General features: G+C 67.1%; 17 protein-coding genes and 1 pseudogene. 9 read left to right on the top strand and 9 right to left on the bottom strand.

Annotated features, from left to right (window positions below; all coding sequences use genetic code 11):
* Positions 1-10 precede the first annotated feature (10 nt).
* The 3 genes from arsB (at position 11) to ACS5Q0_RS24070 (ending at position 2,091) form a co-directional block, all read left to right on the top strand.
* Positions 11-1,090 (top strand): ACR3 family arsenite efflux transporter, encoded by a 1,080-nt coding sequence (arsB, locus tag ACS5Q0_RS24080; protein WP_473129184.1) that lies wholly within the window; start codon positions 11-13, stop codon positions 1,088-1,090.
* On the top strand, positions 1,083-1,817 hold the full coding sequence (gene arsH / locus ACS5Q0_RS24075; protein ID WP_473129183.1) for an arsenical resistance protein ArsH: 735 nt from the start codon (positions 1,083-1,085) through the stop codon (positions 1,815-1,817). Before arsB ends, arsH begins: the two co-directional genes overlap by 8 nt.
* 79 nt (positions 1,818-1,896) lie before the next feature.
* On the top strand, positions 1,897-2,091 hold the full coding sequence (locus tag ACS5Q0_RS24070) for a hypothetical protein (RefSeq protein ID WP_473129182.1): 195 nt from the start codon (positions 1,897-1,899) through the stop codon (positions 2,089-2,091).
* 19 nt (positions 2,092-2,110) lie between these two features.
* Here the strand turns inward: ACS5Q0_RS24070 and ACS5Q0_RS24065 are convergent, their stop codons facing one another.
* From ACS5Q0_RS24065 to ACS5Q0_RS24055, 3 genes are read right to left on the bottom strand one after another with little or no spacing between them, the layout of a single operon-like run.
* Entirely contained in the window at positions 2,111-2,461 is a 351-nt protein-coding gene (locus ACS5Q0_RS24065; protein ID WP_473129181.1) for a response regulator, read from the bottom strand.
* 42 nt (positions 2,462-2,503) lie between these two features.
* Positions 2,504-2,893 (bottom strand): response regulator, encoded by a 390-nt coding sequence (locus tag ACS5Q0_RS24060; protein WP_473129208.1) that lies wholly within the window; start codon positions 2,891-2,893, stop codon positions 2,504-2,506.
* Positions 2,883-3,080 (bottom strand): hypothetical protein, encoded by a 198-nt coding sequence (locus ACS5Q0_RS24055; protein ID WP_473129180.1) that lies wholly within the window; start codon positions 3,078-3,080, stop codon positions 2,883-2,885. The genes ACS5Q0_RS24060 and ACS5Q0_RS24055 overlap by 11 nt, the downstream gene beginning before the upstream one ends.
* Before the next feature lie 200 nt (positions 3,081-3,280).
* On the opposite strand from ACS5Q0_RS24055, the gene ACS5Q0_RS24050 reads away from it, so the two are divergent.
* The 3 genes from ACS5Q0_RS24050 (at position 3,281) to ACS5Q0_RS24040 (ending at position 6,179) form a co-directional block, all read left to right on the top strand.
* Complete coding sequence (locus ACS5Q0_RS24050) at positions 3,281-3,598, top strand: ArsR/SmtB family transcription factor (RefSeq protein WP_473129179.1); 318 nt, start codon at positions 3,281-3,283, stop codon at positions 3,596-3,598.
* Between the two features lie 73 nt (positions 3,599-3,671).
* Entirely contained in the window at positions 3,672-5,096 is a 1,425-nt protein-coding gene (locus ACS5Q0_RS24045; protein ID WP_473129178.1) for an FAD-dependent oxidoreductase, read from the top strand.
* Between the two features lie 9 nt (positions 5,097-5,105).
* Positions 5,106-6,179, top strand: coding sequence for an MFS transporter (locus ACS5Q0_RS24040; protein ID WP_473129177.1), 1,074 nt, complete (start codon positions 5,106-5,108; stop codon positions 6,177-6,179).
* A gap of 2 nt (positions 6,180-6,181) precedes the next feature.
* Here ACS5Q0_RS24040 and ACS5Q0_RS24035 read toward each other — a convergent pair whose 3' ends face one another.
* Together ACS5Q0_RS24035 and ACS5Q0_RS24030 are read right to left on the bottom strand one after the other, a co-directional pair.
* Complete coding sequence (locus ACS5Q0_RS24035) at positions 6,182-6,922, bottom strand: oxygen-binding di-iron domain-containing protein (RefSeq protein WP_473129176.1); 741 nt, start codon at positions 6,920-6,922, stop codon at positions 6,182-6,184.
* 78 nt (positions 6,923-7,000) lie between these two features.
* On the bottom strand, positions 7,001-8,074 hold the full coding sequence (locus ACS5Q0_RS24030) for an ArsO family NAD(P)H-dependent flavin-containing monooxygenase (RefSeq protein ID WP_473129175.1): 1,074 nt from the start codon (positions 8,072-8,074) through the stop codon (positions 7,001-7,003).
* Between the two features lie 224 nt (positions 8,075-8,298).
* On the opposite strand from ACS5Q0_RS24030, the pseudogene ACS5Q0_RS24025 reads away from it, so the two are divergent.
* Both ACS5Q0_RS24025 and arsA read left to right on the top strand, forming a co-directional pair.
* Positions 8,299-9,485: pseudogene (locus ACS5Q0_RS24025) on the top strand (thiolase family protein).
* 28 nt (positions 9,486-9,513) lie between these two features.
* Positions 9,514-11,367 (top strand): arsenical pump-driving ATPase, encoded by a 1,854-nt coding sequence (gene arsA, locus ACS5Q0_RS24020; protein WP_473129174.1) that lies wholly within the window; start codon positions 9,514-9,516, stop codon positions 11,365-11,367.
* Positions 11,368-11,513: 146 nt separating this feature from the next.
* On the opposite strand, the gene ACS5Q0_RS24015 is transcribed toward arsA, so the two are convergent.
* Positions 11,514-12,149, bottom strand: a complete 636-nt coding sequence (locus ACS5Q0_RS24015) for a nitroreductase family protein (RefSeq protein WP_473129173.1) — start codon at positions 12,147-12,149, stop codon at positions 11,514-11,516.
* A 194-nt stretch (positions 12,150-12,343) separates the two neighbouring features.
* Here ACS5Q0_RS24015 and ACS5Q0_RS24010 point away from each other — a divergent pair, with 194 nt between their 5' ends.
* On the top strand, positions 12,344-12,475 hold the full coding sequence (locus ACS5Q0_RS24010) for a hypothetical protein (RefSeq protein ID WP_473129172.1): 132 nt from the start codon (positions 12,344-12,346) through the stop codon (positions 12,473-12,475).
* Between the two features lie 149 nt (positions 12,476-12,624).
* Here the strand turns inward: ACS5Q0_RS24010 and ACS5Q0_RS24005 are convergent, their stop codons facing one another.
* The 3 genes from ACS5Q0_RS24005 to ACS5Q0_RS23995 form a co-directional block, all read right to left on the bottom strand.
* Positions 12,625-15,243 carry an arsenate reductase (azurin) large subunit gene (locus ACS5Q0_RS24005; RefSeq protein WP_473129171.1) on the bottom strand — a complete coding sequence of 873 codons (2,619 nt, stop codon included), beginning with the start codon at positions 15,241-15,243 and terminating at the stop codon, positions 12,625-12,627.
* Between the two features lie 11 nt (positions 15,244-15,254).
* Positions 15,255-15,776, bottom strand: coding sequence for an arsenate reductase (azurin) small subunit (locus ACS5Q0_RS24000; protein WP_473129170.1), 522 nt, complete (start codon positions 15,774-15,776; stop codon positions 15,255-15,257).
* 616 nt (positions 15,777-16,392) lie between these two features.
* On the bottom strand, positions 16,393-17,625 hold the full coding sequence (locus ACS5Q0_RS23995) for an anion transporter (protein ID WP_473129207.1): 1,233 nt from the start codon (positions 17,623-17,625) through the stop codon (positions 16,393-16,395).
* Positions 17,626-18,035: the final 410 nt, after the last annotated feature.

Below are 18,035 nucleotides of genomic sequence, written 5' to 3'. Positions count from 1 at the left end.
GGATTTTCCCATGTCCGTGTTCGAACGCTACCTGACCCTCTGGGTCGCCCTGTGCATCGTCGCCGGCATCGCCCTCGGCCACGTCTTCCCCGGGTTCTTCCACGCCGTCGGCGCGCTCGAGGTCGCCAAGGTCAACCTGCCGGTGGCGGCGCTGATCTGGCTCATGATCATCCCGATGCTGATCAAGATCGACTTCGCCTCGCTCGGGCGGGTGCGCGAGCATTGGCGCGGCATCGGCGTGACCCTGTTCATCAACTGGGCGGTGAAGCCGTTCTCGATGGCGGCGCTCGGCTGGCTGTTCATCGGCTACGTATTCAGGCCCTACCTGCCCGCCGACCAGATCAACTCCTACATCGCCGGCCTGATCATCCTGGCGGCCGCACCGTGCACGGCGATGGTGTTCGTGTGGAGCCACCTGACCAAGGGCGAGCCTCATTTCACGCTGAGCCAGGTGGCTCTCAATGACGTGATCATGGTGGTGGCCTTCGCGCCCATCGTCGGCCTCTTGCTCGGCCTGTCCGCCATCACCGTGCCGTGGGACACGCTCGTGCTCTCGGTCGTGCTCTACATCGTCATCCCGGTGATCCTCGCCCAGTTCCTGCGCTCGCGCCTGCTGGCCAGCGGTGGCGAGGCGTCCCTGACCGGATTGCTCCGGGTCTTGCAGCCGCTGTCGCTGGTGTCGCTGCTCGCCACCCTGGTGCTGCTGTTCGGCTTCCAGGGCGAGCAGATCCTGGCCCAGCCCCTGATCATCGCCATGCTGGCCGTGCCGATCCTGATCCAGGTCTACTTCAACTCCGGCTTGGCCTACCTGCTCAACCGGATCGCGGGCGAGCAGCACTGCGTCGCCGGCCCCTCCGCCCTGATCGGCGCCTCGAACTTCTTCGAGCTCGCCGTGGCCGCCGCCATCAGCCTGTTCGGCTTCAACTCGGGCGCGGCGCTGGCGACCGTCGTCGGCGTTCTGATCGAGGTGCCCGTGATGCTCTCGGTGGTGTGGATCGTGAACCGCAGCCAGGGCTGGTACGAGCGCGGTGCCGTGCGGCACAGGCCGCCTTCCGCTGCACCCAAGCGGGGAGTCCAGCCCGGTGAGTGACCTTCCCAACATCGACGTCTCGGCCCTCAACGTGCCGGACCTCGGCAAGCTGGAGCCGCAGCGCGTGTCGGCGCACCCTCCCCGCATTCTCCTGCTCTACGGCTCGCTGCGGGAGCGGTCCTACAGTCGTTTCCTCACCCTCGAGGCCGAGCGCCTGCTCCGGCACTTCGGCTGCGAGACCCGTATCTTCGATCCGCGCGGGTTGCCGTTGCCGGACGCGACCGCCAGCGACCATCCCAAGGTCCAGGAACTTCGCGAACTGTCGCTCTGGTCCGGGGGCCAGGTCTGGTGCAGCCCCGAGCGCCACGGGGCCATGAGCGCGGTGATGAAGGCGCAGATCGACTGGATCCCGCTTTCCGTGGGCGCCGTGCGCCCGACGCAGGGCCGGACGCTGGCCGTGATGCAGGTGTCGGGCGGCTCGCAGTCGTTCAACGCCGTCAACCAGATGCGGGTGCTCGGGCGCTGGATGCGGATGGTGACGATCCCGAACCAGTCCTCAGTCGCCAAGGCCTTCCAGGAGTTCGACGAGGCCGGACGGATGAAGCCGTCCTCCTACTACGACCGCATGGTGGACGTGATGGAGGAGTTGGTGAAGTTCACGCTGCTGACGCGCGACCGCTCCGACTACCTCACCGACCGCTACAGCGAGCGCAAGGAAGCGGCGGAGAAGGAATCCAGGCGCCTCGCCGCGGAAGCCATGAGGCACGAGGTCAAGGCGGCCGAGTAGAACGGATCGGCAGGCTCGGATGGGCAACCTCGGCTTCGTCGCGGCGTTGCCCTGACGGACGTATGCAGGAGCCAAGGCCATGTCCGACCAGAAGTCAGGTGACGATCACCCCCACAAGCCGAAGCTCAATCCCGGGGACCAAGCCGAGCTGGATACCCCCGGGGCGGGTGAGAACGTCTGCCGCGAGTGCAAGGGCACCGGGAAGCTCGGCGACAAGGAATGCCCGATCTGCGGTGGGACAGGTATCGTCATTGAGGAGATCGGCGGCGCATAAGGCGGGCCCGGCCGTTGCCTCACCTTTCCGCCATGTGCACCAGCTCGTGGATTTGTCTGACGATGGTCGCAGCGTGGCAGGGCTTCGGCACGAAGCGTCCGGCATCCGGGATCTCGTCCGGTCCAGGCCGGGCGTAGCCAGAGGAGATCAACAACCGGACATGCGGCCACCGCGCGTGCACCTGCTCGGCAAGCTCCATGCCGTCCATGGAGCCCGGCATGTGCACGTCCGTGAACAGCACCTGGATCTCATCGGAGCGCGCCTCCAACACCGCCATGGCGACATCGGCGTTCGCCGCCTCCAGAACCTGGAAGCCCGCCTCCTCCAGCTCGTCGGCGGCCGTCATGCGGACCAGCGGCTCGTCCTCCACCAGCAGGACGACGGGGGATCGTTCGTTGCATCCTGTCCCATGTCATGTCACCGGCGGCTGCGGGTCATGGATGGCCTTCTCGGCCTGAACCAGCACGTCGAGGCCACGCCACGGCTTCGGCATGAAGGTAACGCAGTCCGGAAGGTCATCGGACAGCGCGCCGGGATCCCCCGAGGTGAGCACGACCCTGACCGTCGGCCAGAGCGTGCATGCGGCCTTCGCGAGCTGGACCCCATCCATCTCTCCCGGCAGGCGGACATCGGCGAAGATCATCGCTACCTCGCCCCCGCGCTCCTGGAGGCAGTCCAGCGCGGCTTCCGCGCTCTCGACCTCCACCACGTCGAGCGGTGTCTCCTCCAGCAGGACGGCGGCAAGCGCCCGGACGTCGGGATCGTCCTCGACGATCAGCGCGACGTGCGGCTCAGGCTGCATCGCGGTCAAGGTCGGCCTCCCTGATTCCCATCTGGCGCAGGATGGCCACGAGCGGATCCGGGATCGGAGCGTCGAGCACGTCCCGATAGGTCTCGGCAAAGGCGCGCGCGATCATGAAGGTGGCGACATCCGGATGAAGGTCGTTAACATGGGGCAGGCGTGCGGCGCCTGAGGCGTCGTGGGGCATCGATGCTCTCCTTGGGTTCTTGTCGGACGGACCCATCGCGGTGGCACACGCCGTCCTGGGTTAACACATGTTAAGGAGGTGAACCGCCGATCCAGTGGCCGGTTTCAGCGTGGCGGCAAATTGACCATGAGTTGCAAGCTATTTCGATGAAACCGGAAATACCGCTTGACGGACGATGTCGCCGCCCTCATCCTATTTCCATGAAAGTCGAACAAGCAGCCAAGCAACTCGAAGCGCTCGGGAACGTCACCCGCCTGGAGGTCTACCGCATGCTGGTGCGCGCCGGGGAGGCGGGCCTGCCCGTGGGACACATCCAGGAGCGCCTCGGCATCCCGCCGTCGACGCTCTCGCATCATCTCCATCGGCTCCTGCTGACGGGACTGGTGACGCAGGAGCGGCAGGCCACGACCCTCATCTGCCGGGCGAACTACCCGGTGATGCGGGATCTCGTCGGCTACCTGGTGGATGAGTGCTGTGCCGACGCCGGATGCTCGACCCGGGCGGAAAACGCCGCCTGATTTATTTTGCCCGCTATTTCCATCCTCCCGGAAATAGCGAACCGAGATGCCACCATGACACCGGAGACTGCCCATGACCTCGCATGAGACCCTTCCCGTCGCCGTCATCGGCGCAGGTCCCGTCGGATTGGCCGCCGCCGCCCACCTCATCCAGCGAGGTTTGCCCGTGAAGGTCTACGAGGCAGGTGAGACGGTCGCCGCCCACGTCCGCGACTGGGGCCACGTCCGCCTGTTCTCGCCGTGGGAGTACAACACCGACACGGCCGCCCGTGCGCTGCTCGAGGCCCATGGCTGGCAGGAGCCGCCCGGGAAGGCCATGCCGACGGGATCGGACCTGTACGAATCCTATCTCAGGCCGCTCGCCGCGACGCCGGAGATGGCGGCGGTGATCGAGACCAACGCGAAGGTGACGGCGATCACCCGGCATGGCGCCGACAAGGTCCTCAGCAAGGGCCGTGGCACCAAGCCGTTCGTGCTCGCTGTCTCCGACGGGAACGGCGCCATCCGGCGCGACTTGGCGCGGGCGGTGATCGACGCCTCCGGGACGTGGACGGCACCGAATCCCTTGGGTGCGGGCGGAATCATCGCCGAGGGCGAGGCCGAGAACGCGGCAAGCATCGCCTACGGCATCCCCGACGTCGGCGGACGCGACCGCGCCACCTATGAAGGTAAAACGACCCTCGTCGTCGGCGCCGGGCACTCGGCCGCCAACGTCCTCCTCGACCTCGCGAAGCTGGCGGAGCGCAACCTCGCGACGTCCATCGTGTGGGCGACCCGTGGCGAGAATCTCATGCGGGTGTACGGCGGCGGCCGTGCCGACCAACTCCCGGCCCGCGGCGAACTCGGCTCCAGCCTCAAGGCGCTCGTCGACAGCGGCCGGATCACGCTGGTCTCCGGCTTCTCGGTCGTCCGCGTGCGGGCCACTGGCGAACAGGTCGTGGTCGAAGGCGAGACGGCGAACGGCCTCCGCGAGGTCGGCCCCGTCGACCGGATCGTGGTGTCCACCGGCCAGCGCCCGGACCTGAACCTCACCCGCGAACTGCGGCTCGACCTCGACCCGTGGCTGGAGAGTTCCAAGGCGCTCGGGCCGCTGATCGACCCCAACCTGCACTCCTGCGGATCGGTCCCGCCGCACGGCCATCGCGAACTCGCCCACCCGGAACCGGGCTTTTACGCGGTTGGCATCAAGAGTTACGGGCGTGCCCCGACCTTCCTGATGCTGACCGGCTACGAGCAGGTCCGCTCGGTCGTGGCGGCCATCGCCGGAGACCTCGCGGCCGCCGACGACGTCCACCTCGTCCTGCCGGAGACAGGCGTGTGCTCGACCAACCTTCCCGTCGACGGTACGCCGGCATCCTCGGGCTGCTGTGGCGGTCCCGCCCCGGCGACAGTGAATGCCTGCTGCGTCGCCGAGGCCAAGGCCGAGGGCCAGAGCGGATGCGGCTGTGGTCCCGCGAAGGCACCGGAGAAGGTTGCGGAACCTGCGGGCTGCTGCTGAGATCAGCCCGTGTCGAACCCAGTGAGTGAGTCCCTGGCGAACGAATCCGCCCTGCCGAAGCCGAGTCCGAGGGTGGTCATCTCCGCCCTCGGGATCACGCAGATCCTCGCCTGGGGATCGTCCTTCTACCTGCCGGCCGTGCTCGCCCAGCCGATCGCCGCCGACACCGGATGGTCGCTCGGCTGGGTCGTGGGCGGGCTGTCCGTCGGCCTGCTCGCGGCCGGGCTGGTCGCGCCGCGGGTCGGGCGCACCATCGACGCCAAGGGCGGCCGTCCGGTCCTCGTCGCCAGCTCAGTGCTGCTCGCCGCCGGGCTCGCCACCCTCGCGCTCGCCGACAGTCTTCCCGGCTACCTGATAGCTTGGCTGGTGATGGGCCTCGGCATGGGGTCGGGTCTCTACGATGCCGGGTTCGCCACGCTGGGCCGCGTGTACGGCCGGGATGCGCGTCGCGCGATCACCACCCTGACCCTGTGGGGCGGTTTCGCCAGCACGGTCTGCTGGCCGCTCAGCGCGTGGCTCGTCGAGCACTTCGGCTGGCGCGGAGCCTGTGCGGCCTACGCCGCGATCCAGGTTCTCGTGTCCCTTCCGCTTCACGCCCTCGTCGTCCCCGGCATCGGGTCGGTGCGGAGCATCAACAAGGCATCCGGCACGAAGCCCGGTGTGCCCTCCCCGTCCCCACTGACCGGAAGCCGGCGCACCCGCGCGTTCGCGCTGCTCGCCACGATCCTCACCCTCGGGGCGGTCACGGCCTCCATGATCGGGGGGCACCTGCTCACCCTCCTCCAAGCCCGTGGCCTCGGGCTGGCGGCAGCCGTCGCCCTCGGCGCGCTGGTCGGCCCCTTTCAGGTCGGCGCCCGCATCGTCGAGATGGCCTTCGGCCGCCACTATCACCCGATCTGGACCATGGCGGCCTCCGTTACCCTCGTCGCGAGCGGGATCATCCTGCTTCTTCTCGGCTTCCCCATTCTGGCGCTTGCTCTTGCACTCTACGGCGCCGGGAACGGCATCGGCTTCCTTGCAGGGATGACGTCCCTGAACATCGCCCTCGTGGGGCTGCTGTGGGTGACCACCCGGGAGGGCTGAGTTCAGCCCGATGCCCCGGCCATAGCGGCGCGCAGGCGCCGATCGTAAGCGCTGGCCAGGTCGTGGAGGGCTGCCGCCGTGTCACCGACGAAGGACGAGCCGTGCATCAGGGCCAGGGTGCGCGGGGCCAGGTCTGCCAGCCGGCGAACCGTCGGCGCGATGCTCGGCCCGAGGCTCGTGTCGTAGAAGATGTCCTCGGCCGCGAGCGCCGGGCCGACGATGTCGCCTTCGGTGATCGCGGGGCCGTTGCCCAGATGCGTAAAGAGATCGCCGCAGAACAGCGTCCCGGTGGTCTCCTCGTAGATCACTCCTGCATCCCAGCCGTGCGGCACATGGGGCGTGTCGATGTACTGGATCCGCTTGCCGCCGATGTCGATCACCTCGCCGTTCGACAGCACCCGCGGCGGGCGGTCCGCCATGTCGTTCAGAGAGACGAGGCATCCGGTCATCCCATGCGCGACCTGCGCGTTCGGGGCCACGGCTAGCCATTCGTTCATGGCACCGCACTCGTCGGCCTCGTAGTGGCCGAACGTGATCCAGCGCAGGTCCTGGACGAGCATGATCCGGGAAACGGCTTCGGACACGAGCGGAAACATCTTCCGCAACCCGGTATGGAACAGGAGCGGCTCATCGCCGAGCACGAGGAACTGGTTGAAGGTGAAGCCGGCCGGCGGCACGATGTCGGGCACGTGGGTCGAGAGGCGGTAGATGCGGTCGCCGATCTCATCGATGCGGGTTTCCATCGGGCTGCTCCCTGGGTTGCCCCTGCCCGAGGATTAGAACCGACTAACGGTTCGGAAGTGCGGCAGGCCTGGCCCTTCTCAGGAAACATCGACGGCCTCTGCATCCAAGGCGGCGAGGAGGTTGCGGGACAGCTCGCGCGCCGTCCTGGTCGCGCCGACCAGGGTGGCCGAAGCAAACCCCGTCCAGTCGCCGTAGCCCATCAGCCAGAGGCGCGGCTCGCGGACCGAGCGGTTGCCGTCGACCCCGATTCGGCCATCCGGTGTGATGATGCCGAGAGTGCGCAGGTGATCGAGCGCGGGCCGGAAGCCCGTGCACCAGATCACGGCATCGACCTGTGTCTCGGAGCCGTCCTCCCAGACGACGCCCGTGCGGGTGAAGCGCGTAAAGGGCCGCACGCTCTCGAGGGCGCCGCGCTCCCGCGCCTCCTTCACGGGCGGCACCATGACGATGTTGGCCAGCCCTCCGGCCGGAGGGCCGCCATTGTCCCCCTGCCCGCGGTACCGGTCCGTCGCCCGCCGGAAGAGCACCCGGCCGTCGACGTCGTCCGGCAGGAACTGGGGCGCCGAGACGGTGACCCAGGTGGCGTGGGCCACCCGGGAAACCTCGGCGAGGATCTGCGCCCCCGAGTTGCCGCCGCCGACGACGAGCACCGTCTTGCCGCGGAAGGGCTCGGGATCGCGGTAGCGTGCCGAGTGAAGCTGGTCGCCCTCGAAGAGCTCGGCGCCCGGATAGGCCGGGACGTAGGGGTGGCTCCACGTTCCCGTGGCGCTGACCACTGCCTGCGCACGCCATAAGCCCCGGTCGGTCTCGACCCGAAGGATACTATCCTCCCGCACGACCGTTCGCACCCGCACGGGATGCATGACGGGCAGGTCGTAGCGGCGCTCGTAGCGGCCGAGGTAGTCGATCACCTCGTCCCTGCCCGGGAAGCCTCCGCCTCGGCTCGGCGGCATCTGCCAGCCCGGCAGGGAGCCGTACTCCGCCGGGGAGAACAGCGTCAGCGAGTCCCAGCCGTGGAGCCATGCCCCGCCGGGGCGATCCTGTGCATCCAGGATGACGAAGTCGCGTCCGGCCCGCTTCAGGTAGTAGCCGACGGCGAGGCCCGCCTGTCCTCCACCGACGATCACCACGTCCGTTCGGGCCTGTGTCATGAGGGAGTCTCCCGTTGCCGCGGGACTGCATCGTCACGCGTATTCGTGCGGGATCAGGATTATCCATTCCCCGACCGGACGCCACGGCCGATCGGATAAGTATCCGGCTCCATCCCCGTGCAATGCCCGATGGGATGCAAGCCTTGATTGACATCAATGTGAACCCGTTCCCGAAGGACGATGCTGCTCCTCACTTCATCAAGTCCGTCACGAGGAGATCCCCAATGCCCCAGCGTGAGATCGTGCTTTGCAACCCGGTGCGCACCGCCATCGGCACCTACAATGGCTCCCTGAAGTCAACGCCCGCGACGGACCTCGGGGCAGCCGTCATGCGCGAGACGCTGAAGCGGTCGGGCCTCCATGCAGGCAAGCTCGGCGCGGTGGTGATGGGCAACGTCGTGTAGGCCGGCAACAAGATGAACCCGGCCCGGCAGGCGGCCATTCATGGCGGCGTTCCGGTTGAGGTGCCCGCCATGACGGTCAACCGCGTCTGCGGATCCGGCGCACAGGCTATCCCTCGGCCGCGCAGGAGATCTGGCTCGGGCATCACGACGCTGCCATTGCGGGAGGCATGGAGAACATGGACATGGCCCCTTACCTGATGACCGGAGGGCGGTGGGGCTACCGGATGGGCACCGCCCAGATCTACGACAGCATGCTGCACGACGGCCTGAACGATGCCTTCTCCGGCGAGCATTCGGGCTGGCACACCGAGGACCTCGTCTCGCAGCACCAGATCTCCCGCGCCGACCAGGACCGTTGGGCCGCGCGATCGCAGCAGCGGTTCTCGAAGGCCCAGGCGGAGGGCAAGTTCGAGGATGAGATCGTCCCGATCGAAATCAAGGGCCGCAAGGGTCCGGAGCAGTTTGCCCGCGACGAGCACAACCGCGCCGACACGACCCTCGAGAGCCTGTCAAAGCTGAAGCCCGCCTTCCGCAAGGACGGCACGATCACGGCCGGCAATGCGCCCGGGCTCAACACGGGCGCGGCCGCGATGATCGTCGCCGAGCGCGGCTTCGCCGAGCGGAACGACCTGACGCCCAGCGTGCGCCTCGTTTCCTACGGCGTCGGTGCGGTGGAGCCGGGCATGTTCGGCATCGGACCGGTGCCGGCCGTGCGCCAGGCCCTGGAGCGGGCCGGATGGTCGGTGAAGGATGTCGACCGCGTCGAGATCAACGAGGCCTTCGCCGCCATCGCGCTCGCCGTGACCCGCGAGCTGGGACTCGCCGAAGACATCGTCAACGTGGAGGGCGGCGCGATTGCCCATGGCCACCCCATCGGGGCGACGGGCGCGGTCCTGACCACGCGGCTCGCCCACTCCATGCAGAGGGACGGGCTGAAGCGCGGAATCGTGACCCTGTGCATCGGCGGCGGCCAGGGCATTGCCCTTGCCCTCGAGACGCTCTCCTGAGACCGGACAGGCACAAGGCTTGACGATCATGTCGGAACGGCACCCACTCGGCCTGCTCGCTCGCCCGCCCCGCCATCTCTTCTTCACGGGCAAGGGCGGCGTCGGCAAGACCTCGGTGGCCTGCGCTGTCTCGCTGGCCCTGGCCGAGGCGGGCAAGACGGTCCTGCTCGTGAGTACCGATCCGGCCTCCAATCTCGACGAGATGCTCGGGGTCGCGTTGAGCGACAGGCCCACGCTCGTGCCTGGGGCTCCCGGCCTGTCGGCGTTGAACATCGACCCCGAGGCGGCCGCGGACGCATACCGGGCGAGAGTGATCGGCCAGATGCGTGATGCGAGCCAACAGGAGCGTGACACCGTCCGTGAGCAACTCTCCGGCGCCTGCACCATGGAGATCGCCGCGTTCGACGAGTTCGCGGGCCTCCTCGCCAGCGACGGGACCGGCTACGACCACATCGTCTTCGACACGGCCCCCACGGGACACACCCTGCGCCTCCTGAGCCTGCCGAAGGCATGGACCGGCTTCCTGGCCGGGAACGATCAGGGAGCCTCCTGCCTTGGTCCTCACTCCGGTCTTAAGATGCAGGAGGAGCGATTCAACACAGCGCTGGCCACGCTCTCCGATGCCCGCGAGACGGAGATCGTCCTGGTGACGCGCCCCGAGAAGAGCGCGTTGGCGGAAGCGGCCCGAACATCGGCAGAGCTCCAGGCACTCGGCCTGCTCAACCAGCGGCTCGTCATCAACGGCGTGTTCCATGCCTCACATCCCGACGATCCCATCGCGCGTTCCTTGGAGGACAACGGACAGCAGGCGTTGGCGACGATGCCAGCGACACTGCGCACGCTCGCCGCCGACACCATCCCGCTGCGTTCCTTCGACATGGTCGGCTTGCCGGCCCTGAGGGCGCTGCTCGCCCGGAAGACCTGGAAAGGGGCTCAAACGGCCACAGTCGATGACGGCTCCGCGCCTGCTGCGCTGCCGGAGGACGTGGGGGGACTTGATCGCCTGATCGATGACCTGGCGGCCCAGGGGCAAGGACTGATCATGGTGATGGGCAAGGGTGGCGTGGGCAAGACCACGGTGGCCGCCGCTGTCGCCGTCGGCCTGGTCCAGCGCGGGCACGACGTGCACCTCAGCACGACGGATCCGGCAGCACATCTGTCCATGACCGTGTCCGGAGATCTGCCGGGCCTGCGCGTCGACCGCATCGATCCGAAGGCGGAAACGGAGAAGTACATCGAGAAGATCATGGCGGCACGCGGTCCTTCCCTGGACGACGAAGGCCGCGCCATGCTGCGCGAGGACCTGCGCTCGCCCTGTACCGAGGAGGTCGCGGTGTTCCACGCCTTCTCGCGGATCGTCGCGGAGGCGCGCAGCGCCTTCGTGGTCCTGGACACCGCCCCGACGGGACACACGCTGCTCCTGCTGGACGCGACCGGAGCCTATCACCGGCAGATGACGCGACAGATCGCCGACACTCAGGAAACGCATGCCGGGGGCAAGGTCGTCACGCCGCTCATGCGGCTCCAGGATCCCGCGTACACGCACGTCATTCTCGTGACCCTGCCCGAAACCACCCCTGTCTCGGAAGCCGCCGCGCTCCAGGAGGACCTTCGCCGGGCGAGGATCGAGCCCTATGCCTGGGTGATCAACCGCAGCCTTCTCGCCGCCGGCACCCATGACCCGCTGCTGCGGATGCGGCTGGCCGGGGAAACGAAGCAGGTCGAGCGGGTCCGCAGGGATCTGGCCGACAAGGTCATCATCATTCCGTGGCTTGCCGACGCGCCGACCGGCGTGCCGGCGCTCATGAAGCTCGCGGCGGCGGATCATGAGGTGCCGAAGGATCGACACGGGAAGAGGCTGGCTTCGCCGAACAGGCCGTGACCTTTCCATCCGGTCGAACGGGCGGCACGGATGCCGCGCTCGGCGTTCTCTCCGGTTTGACCTGCGTGAACCTCGGGCTCGTCGAGCTGCTGTGGGTGACAGCCCGAAGGAGCTGATCCTCGGGCACGGCCAATTCCCGCGCGGGATCAGTCGGCTTCCCCCGCGTCGGGCTGCCAAGTCCGCAGGAGTTCCGAATCGGGCTCCGGCGGCGCTCCCTTGACCTTCACGGGCGTTCCGATCCCGACGAAGCACAGAAGCTTCTCGTTATCGGCGAGGTGGAAGGTGTGTTGCATTGCCTTCGTCGCGACCTTGCGGCCGCTCACGGCCATCGCACCGTAGCCCAGGAGGTCGGCGGCCAGAACCGCATAGCCCACCGCAGCCCCCGCCGACGCGCGCTGCTCGATCTCGGGAACCTCGGCGTTCTCTTGCACGCCGGAGATCACGGCCAGAAGCACCGGCGCATGGTGAGCCTTCTCACGGGCGCGCTCGAGCTTCCCGCCCGCGATGTCAGGATCGAGTTCGCGCTCGGCAGCCTCGAACGCATCCGCCAGGGCGTCACGTCGGTCGGGTGAGATGACGATAAAGCGGAATGGCTTCAGGCCCATGTGATCCGGCGCTCGGGAGGCCGCCCGCACGATCATGCGGATCTCGTCCTCGGACGGACCAGGTGCCGCCAGATGCCGGGGTGGCGTCGATCGCCTCGCGCAGACGCGACGCAGCAACCTCAGTCCGTCCGCCTTTGCGTCAGCGATTTCCGACGGGGCCGAGCCGGTGCTTGCCATGGTGCATGATCTCCTGCGTCACGTGAAAGCCGGCAACCGACATGTCACCGGCGCACCCGATGGATGAAGGCCCAGGATGCCACATCTCCCGACGACGTTCGAACGCTACGGCGCGGGATCGTCACGGGGTCACCATCGGATTATGATTGCTCCGACACGTCACCGTGCATCAATCCACCGGGAGGAGGCCGACGTTGTCCCGCCGCAAGCACCAAAGACGCGTGGAAGAGCACTACGGGACCCGGCTCGCGCCATGGATGGCCGGCACCCTGGGAGCCGGCATCCTGCTGATCCTGGCGATCTACGTCGCCACCATGCCCCTTTGAATCGAAGCCCCATTGCGGGCTGAGCCAAAGGGATCAGGGAGCCGCAGATGATTGACGGGGTCCATGACCATCTGTCAGCCGCATCCGGCTCGATCGCCTGGCCCCAAGAGCCTGGCAGCCCGGGCTACCAGGCCCGCATCTGAGGATTGCTATGCAGGGGGCGTGTACTCCTTTTCCTTGAAGGACAGGCCCTTCACCGACTCGGGCGCGTCCGCGAGCTTGCGGATGTTGCCCCAGGTCTGCTTGTAGTTCGGGATGATGAACTCGTTCACCCCGGCCGAGACCACATTCCCGACGACGCCCATCGGGTAGGCGAACAGCATGAAGGTCTGCTTCGGCTTCGCCCGCTCGGTGGGATAGGCCATTGCTTGCGTCGAGCCGTTGTCGTTGTAGACCTCGACCAGGTCGCCGGGGTTGAGCTTTAGCTCCGCCATGTCCTGCGGATTCATCTCGATGAAGGGGTAAGGCCAGCGGTCCATCACCAGGTCGTTCTCCTGGTCGAGATAGGCGCTCTGCCAGACATGGTTCGTGCGCCCATTGTTGATCAGGAACGGGAACTTGTCCTTCTCGGCCTGCTTCCCGGGCGCCTCCAAGCCGCGCCACTGCGTCTCCATGAAGGTGGCCTTGCCGTCCTTCGTGTTGAACTTCCCGTCCGCGTACAGGCGCTTCGTCCCGATGATCCGTTCGGCACCGGCCGGAATCGCCTGCACCACGGGGGTCGCGGCCGGCGTGCCCGGCTGGACCGGCTCCTTCCCGCGGGCGCCCTCGATGGCGGGGCCCTGGACGACCATCCCGGGCGTCTGGCCGGTGGTCGTGCCCTGGGCGACCGCGCCCATGCCCTCGACGCCGGTCGCCGGCTCCTGGAAGCCGTTCGTGCCCATGGCCCGCAGCCGGGCGTAGGTGACGAACTCGCCGCCCTTCTCGTGCTGGTGGTAGCCGTCCATGAACGCGTCTTCCTCGGTCTTCCAGTCGAAGCCCTTGAAGCGGTCGGCGACGTCGTTCTTGCCCATCTCGCGGAAGACCCGCTCCAGGTTGTTGGCGATCCGCGCCGCGATCAGGCAGTCGGGCATCGACTGTCCGGGCGGGTCCATGTAGCGCTCGGTGAGGCGCATGCGCCGCTCGCCGTTCATCGACGTCAGGTTCATCTCGCCCGAGGTCGCGGCCGGCAGCCAGATATGGGCCGCCTGCCCGATCTGGGTCGGAATGATGTCGACGTCGACCGAGAACAGGCCACCCTTGCGGATCGCGCCCATGATCGCCGCCACCATCGCGGGACGGTCGCCCCAGGGCACGGCGGACATGGCATCCTTCACCAAGTCGGTCCGCTTCTTGTAGGCCTGCTTGAACTGGAGGGCGTTCAGGGTCGTCTTGTAGTGATCGCACCCCCAGATGTGGTGCACCCCGCCTTTGCCGTTGATCAGGAGCTGGTCGACGTAGGCGGCGGGCCGCCCGACATGGGCGTCGGACGGACGGGAATACCCCTCCTGGTGCCCGCCGAGGCGGACGCAACCCCCGCCGGGACGGCCAATGTTGCCGGTGGCCAGCGCGACGTTCACGAGCGCACCGTTGGTGCGATAGTTGTCGTTGCCCCAGATCAGCCCTTTCTCGTAGGCGATCATCGTGCGCCGCCGCGCCCCGCCCGCCTTCGGCTGGGCGATCCACTCCGCCGACTGGCGGATCTGGTCGACGGTCAAGCCCGTGATGCGTGCGGCATCTTCCAGGCTGGTCCGGTTGCCCGCGAGCGCCTTGTCGAAGTCCTTCGTCGAGGCGTCGACGAACGGCTTGTCGACCCAGCCCTTGTCCGCGATGTAGGTGAGCCACGCGTTGAACAGCGCGAGGTCGGTTCCCGGGTTGAGGGCGAGGTGCATGACCCGGTCCTTGCCGGCCTCCACCTCGCAGGCATTGATCGTTACGGTCCGCCGGGGATCGACGACAATGATCCTGGCAGGCTCGTGCGGCTCGCCCGGCAACTGCGCCTGTTTCTTATCCATGGATGTCCCGCGCAGGTTCGGGACCCAGTGGTTCAGGAAGTAGTTTGTCTGCGTCTCGAGCGAGTTCGCCCCGACCATCACCAGGGTGTCGGCGAGTTCCGCGTCCTCGTAGCAGTTGTTGAGCTCGCCCACGCCCATATCGCGGGTGGCATGGACCTCGGAGTTGTAGGCCGGGCGGTTGTGGATCCGGATGTTCTTGATCTTCATGGCGCCGAAGTAGAGCTTGCCGGTGCCCCAGGTGTTCTCGTAGCCGCCGCCGGCGCCGCCGTGGTCGTAGGCGGAGACGAAGAGGCCGTCCTCGCCCTGCTCGGCGATCACCGCCGCCGTGACGCGCGCCACGAGGTCGAGGGCATCCTCCCAGCTCGTCGGCTGCATCTGGCCGTAGCGCCAGACCATCGGGTCCGTCAGTCGTTGCTGCTCGGTGTTCCGCACGGGCGAGTAGGACATCTCGGCCATGCGGGCGCCGCGGATCGAACCGAGACCCGAGTTCACGACGCAGCCCTTGTCCGGCTTGATGACGATGTGGACGTCCTTCCCGTTCTGCCGGACGACGTTGTACATCGACGGGGAATACCACGCCTCGGTCTCGGCGCCCTGCTGCTGCGTGAGGTCGACGCCGAACTTGTTGCCGGACGGGTCCGTGGTGCCCTGCCGGTCGATGTCCCAGGTGTAGGCCTTGTAGCCGCACCCGACGATGCAGTAGTGGCACACCACGTTGTGTTCCCTCGCATCTGCCGGGATGATCGGAAGGCGGTCGATCTGTCGTTTGTAGGCCATCGCAACCTCCCTCAGAGCACGTTGGACAGGCGGCCGTAGAGGAGCTCATCGAGGCCCTCCGCGTAGATGTCGCCCTTGTCGTCGATTCGCAGCGAGTACTGCGGCAGGTTCTGGGTCGCGTGCCCCCAGGTCTCCTGGCCGCCGGCCTCGCAGTCGAAGACCGAGTAGTGCCCGGAGCAGTTCAGGGTGCGGGTCTGGGCGTTGTAGGCGAGCGGGTAACCCTTGTGCGGGCAGATCGTGGTGAAGCCGACGATGTCGCCGTCAGGGCCTGCGCCGCCCTGGACCCGTTTGCCGAGCTTGAGCAGGACGCCCGGCGCGTCCTTGTCCGGGTAGGCGACCTCCATCGGCTCGTTGACCTTGAGGTCCTTGACGTTGCCGAGCCGGTTGGAGGGATAGGTCACCCGGGCGGTCGGGATGGCCGCCTTGGCTTCCGGCGGCAGGACCGTGCTGGCGGCGGCGCCCGCCGCGACCATGCCGGCGCCTGACAGGAACCGGCGACGGCCGACGTCGACGAGAAGATCGCAGCGCTTCATGACCGTTGTCTCCCTCTGCTCGTGGGTGAGGACCCCGGTCAAGGGACCCTCGTTCGGTGCCCCACGTGTCAGGCGCCCGCTCGGCGCCGTTGCGGAAGTCTTCTATCGGGAAGTGGCCCCTGCTCGGTCATGCGTCCGGTGGCTGCCGTTGCCGGGGAACCGTCCTGCGGCGCCGGGACACGCGGACCGACGGTGGCGGGTGCGCTCGCTGCGAAGACCGGTGGCCCGTGCGGACCAGCGCGCACGTCGAAGCCTTCCTCCCGGTGCCATTCTCGTGGCTTTTGGAAAGCTACACCCGGCCGGAGCGGGGCGGCAACGATCCATACGAGGTAGCTGAGCTTGTGAGGCGAGGCTTGTCGGACGGGGATCGCGGGTGGACCGCTCCGGGTCAGCTCCTGAAGATTCCCTGCCGTTCGCGGACGTCAGTTTACGCCGGGTGAGCAGACCTCCACCTTAATTCCGAGAAATGCCATAATCGGAAGTTCCTCTGCATTACCACGGTGCGGGTTGGGTCAGAGCAGGGCAATCCCCCATCCTGCCTCCCCTCGGAATCCTCTGCGTACCGGACTTTTGTGCCAGACCAAGAGCACACAGGCTTGGTCAATGACAGCATGCGCTATGGCCCGGAGAAGCCGGATAGCCACCATGCTCCCATCGCGAGTGTAACCACAGTCATGGGCACTCCGATGCGCAGGTAGGTTCCGAACGCGACCTCGACGCCCGCCGCACGCGCCTTCTCGGCCACAATCAGGTTGGCGACCGAGCCCACCAAGGTGAGATTGCCGGCCAGCGTCGAGGCCATTGCGATCACCAGCCAGAGCCGCTGTTGGTCGGGAAGGCCCTCGATAAAGGGCCTGAGCACGAGCACGGCAGGTACGTTGCTCACCAGATTCGACAGAGCGGCCGTGATGCCGGTGAGAACCCAAGTGTTGGCCAGTTGCAGGTGGCGAACCGCCTCGATCACGTCAGAAGACAGCATAGCCTTCTCCGCCCCAGCCACCACGATGAACAGCCCGGCAAACATGAGCAACAAGGGGCCGTCGATCTCACGGTACACCTTGCCCGGCTTGACCTGCCGCGTTACCAGCAGGAGCGCGGCACCGGAAATCGCAGCTTTGGCGACCGGAACGCCGGCGAAGAATGCGACCACCACGCCCAAGGTGATCAGAATGGCCTTGATCATCTGGGGTTTGTGGATCCGTGCTGGTCCGGGATCCGCCAGAAGTGCTTTGGAGGTTCGGAACTCACTCCAGCACAGGGTCGCGATCAGAACGCCGACCAGGACCAAACCTGCCAGCGCCACAGGCGCCAGAGCGGCCGCAAACGTGGCGTAGGGAATCCGGGAGATCACCCCGATAATCATGTTCTGGGGATTGCCAGTGATCGTCGCGACGCTGCCCACGTTCGAACCCATGGCGACAGCGAGAAGGTACGGAACCGGGTTGCGGCCGAGCCGCTTGGTCACGTTCAGCACGAGCGGGGCCATCACGAGACACACGGCATCGTTGACGAGGAAAGCGGAGAAGACGCCCGTGGTCAGCGTGACTACCGACAACAACACCACGGGCGAATGGGCGTGGGTAACCGCCCAGCCGTCCATCAGGCGGAAGAAGCCCGAGAGCCGCAGATGCGCCACGATCACCATCATGCCAAGCAGCAGGGTAATCGTATCAAGATCGACGGCATGGTAGGCCTCCTCCGGAGTGAGCACGCCGGCTGCGAGCATGCATGAGGCCCCAAACAGGGCAATGCCGGCGCGGTCGAGCCGAAGCCCAGGTATGCGCCCGAGTGCAACACCGCCGTAGGTCAGAACGAAGATGGCCGCACTGGCCAGGGTCCTGGGATCCATCATCCGGTTCCGCTCGGAAGAGCCTTCGCCCCAAGAGCGGCGAGCCGGGCCGTCGCGCCCGAGGCTAATGGCCAAGCGATTGTTCTCGCGGTGGTTTCGCCCCTCATCCGTCGGTGCCCTCGGGCTCGAGAAGGTCGCCCAAGATAACGCGCCCGACATCCTAAGTCGCGGTCCAAAAGACGGATCCGCCCGAGCCTGGCCTGTTCCGCAGATATAGTCGGGCTACGAGTCCGCCTTTGAGAGACGGCGCAGCGTCGGTACCATATCCCACATTGAAGGTCCGCTCGGGGTCAGGAACCGAGATTCCCTATGCTTTCGGGACGTCCGGTTCGACGAAGATTGCTGACTTCGAGCTTAGGTCTCAGGCGTGCCAAGAGCGGCCCTTAGCGCTTTCTCAGCGAACACTTGGA

This window comes from Microvirga sp. HS2 (genome assembly GCF_055792805.1).
The sequence above is the reverse complement of the archived record's forward strand: the minus strand, read 5'-3'. Positions and strand labels throughout refer to the sequence as shown.

Excerpts from the sequence above, each read along its gene's own strand:
- ACS5Q0_RS24045 (WP_473129178.1), top strand. The coding sequence starts at position 3,672 with ATGACCTCGCATGAGACCCTTCCCGTCGCCGTCATCGGCGCAGGTCCC.
- ACS5Q0_RS24000 (WP_473129170.1), bottom strand. The coding sequence starts at position 15,776 with ATGAAGCGCTGCGATCTTCTCGTCGACGTCGGCCGTCGCCGGTTCCTG.
- ACS5Q0_RS23995 (WP_473129207.1), bottom strand. The coding sequence starts at position 17,625 with ATGGATCCCAGGACCCTGGCCAGTGCGGCCATCTTCGTTCTGACCTAC.
- ACS5Q0_RS24005 (WP_473129171.1), bottom strand. The coding sequence starts at position 15,243 with ATGGCCTACAAACGACAGATCGACCGCCTTCCGATCATCCCGGCAGAT.
- arsB (WP_473129184.1), top strand. The coding sequence starts at position 11 with ATGTCCGTGTTCGAACGCTACCTGACCCTCTGGGTCGCCCTGTGCATC.
- ACS5Q0_RS24015 (WP_473129173.1), bottom strand. The coding sequence starts at position 12,149 with ATGGCAAGCACCGGCTCGGCCCCGTCGGAAATCGCTGACGCAAAGGCG.
- ACS5Q0_RS24060 (WP_473129208.1), bottom strand. The coding sequence starts at position 2,893 with ATGCAGCCTGAGCCGCACGTCGCGCTGATCGTCGAGGACGATCCCGAC.
- ACS5Q0_RS24030 (WP_473129175.1), bottom strand. The coding sequence starts at position 8,074 with ATGACACAGGCCCGAACGGACGTGGTGATCGTCGGTGGAGGACAGGCG.
- ACS5Q0_RS24070 (WP_473129182.1), top strand. The coding sequence starts at position 1,897 with ATGTCCGACCAGAAGTCAGGTGACGATCACCCCCACAAGCCGAAGCTC.
- ACS5Q0_RS24050 (WP_473129179.1), top strand. The coding sequence starts at position 3,281 with ATGAAAGTCGAACAAGCAGCCAAGCAACTCGAAGCGCTCGGGAACGTC.
- ACS5Q0_RS24035 (WP_473129176.1), bottom strand. The coding sequence starts at position 6,922 with ATGGAAACCCGCATCGATGAGATCGGCGACCGCATCTACCGCCTCTCG.
- ACS5Q0_RS24055 (WP_473129180.1), bottom strand. The coding sequence starts at position 3,080 with ATGCCCCACGACGCCTCAGGCGCCGCACGCCTGCCCCATGTTAACGAC.
- arsA (WP_473129174.1), top strand. The coding sequence starts at position 9,514 with ATGTCGGAACGGCACCCACTCGGCCTGCTCGCTCGCCCGCCCCGCCAT.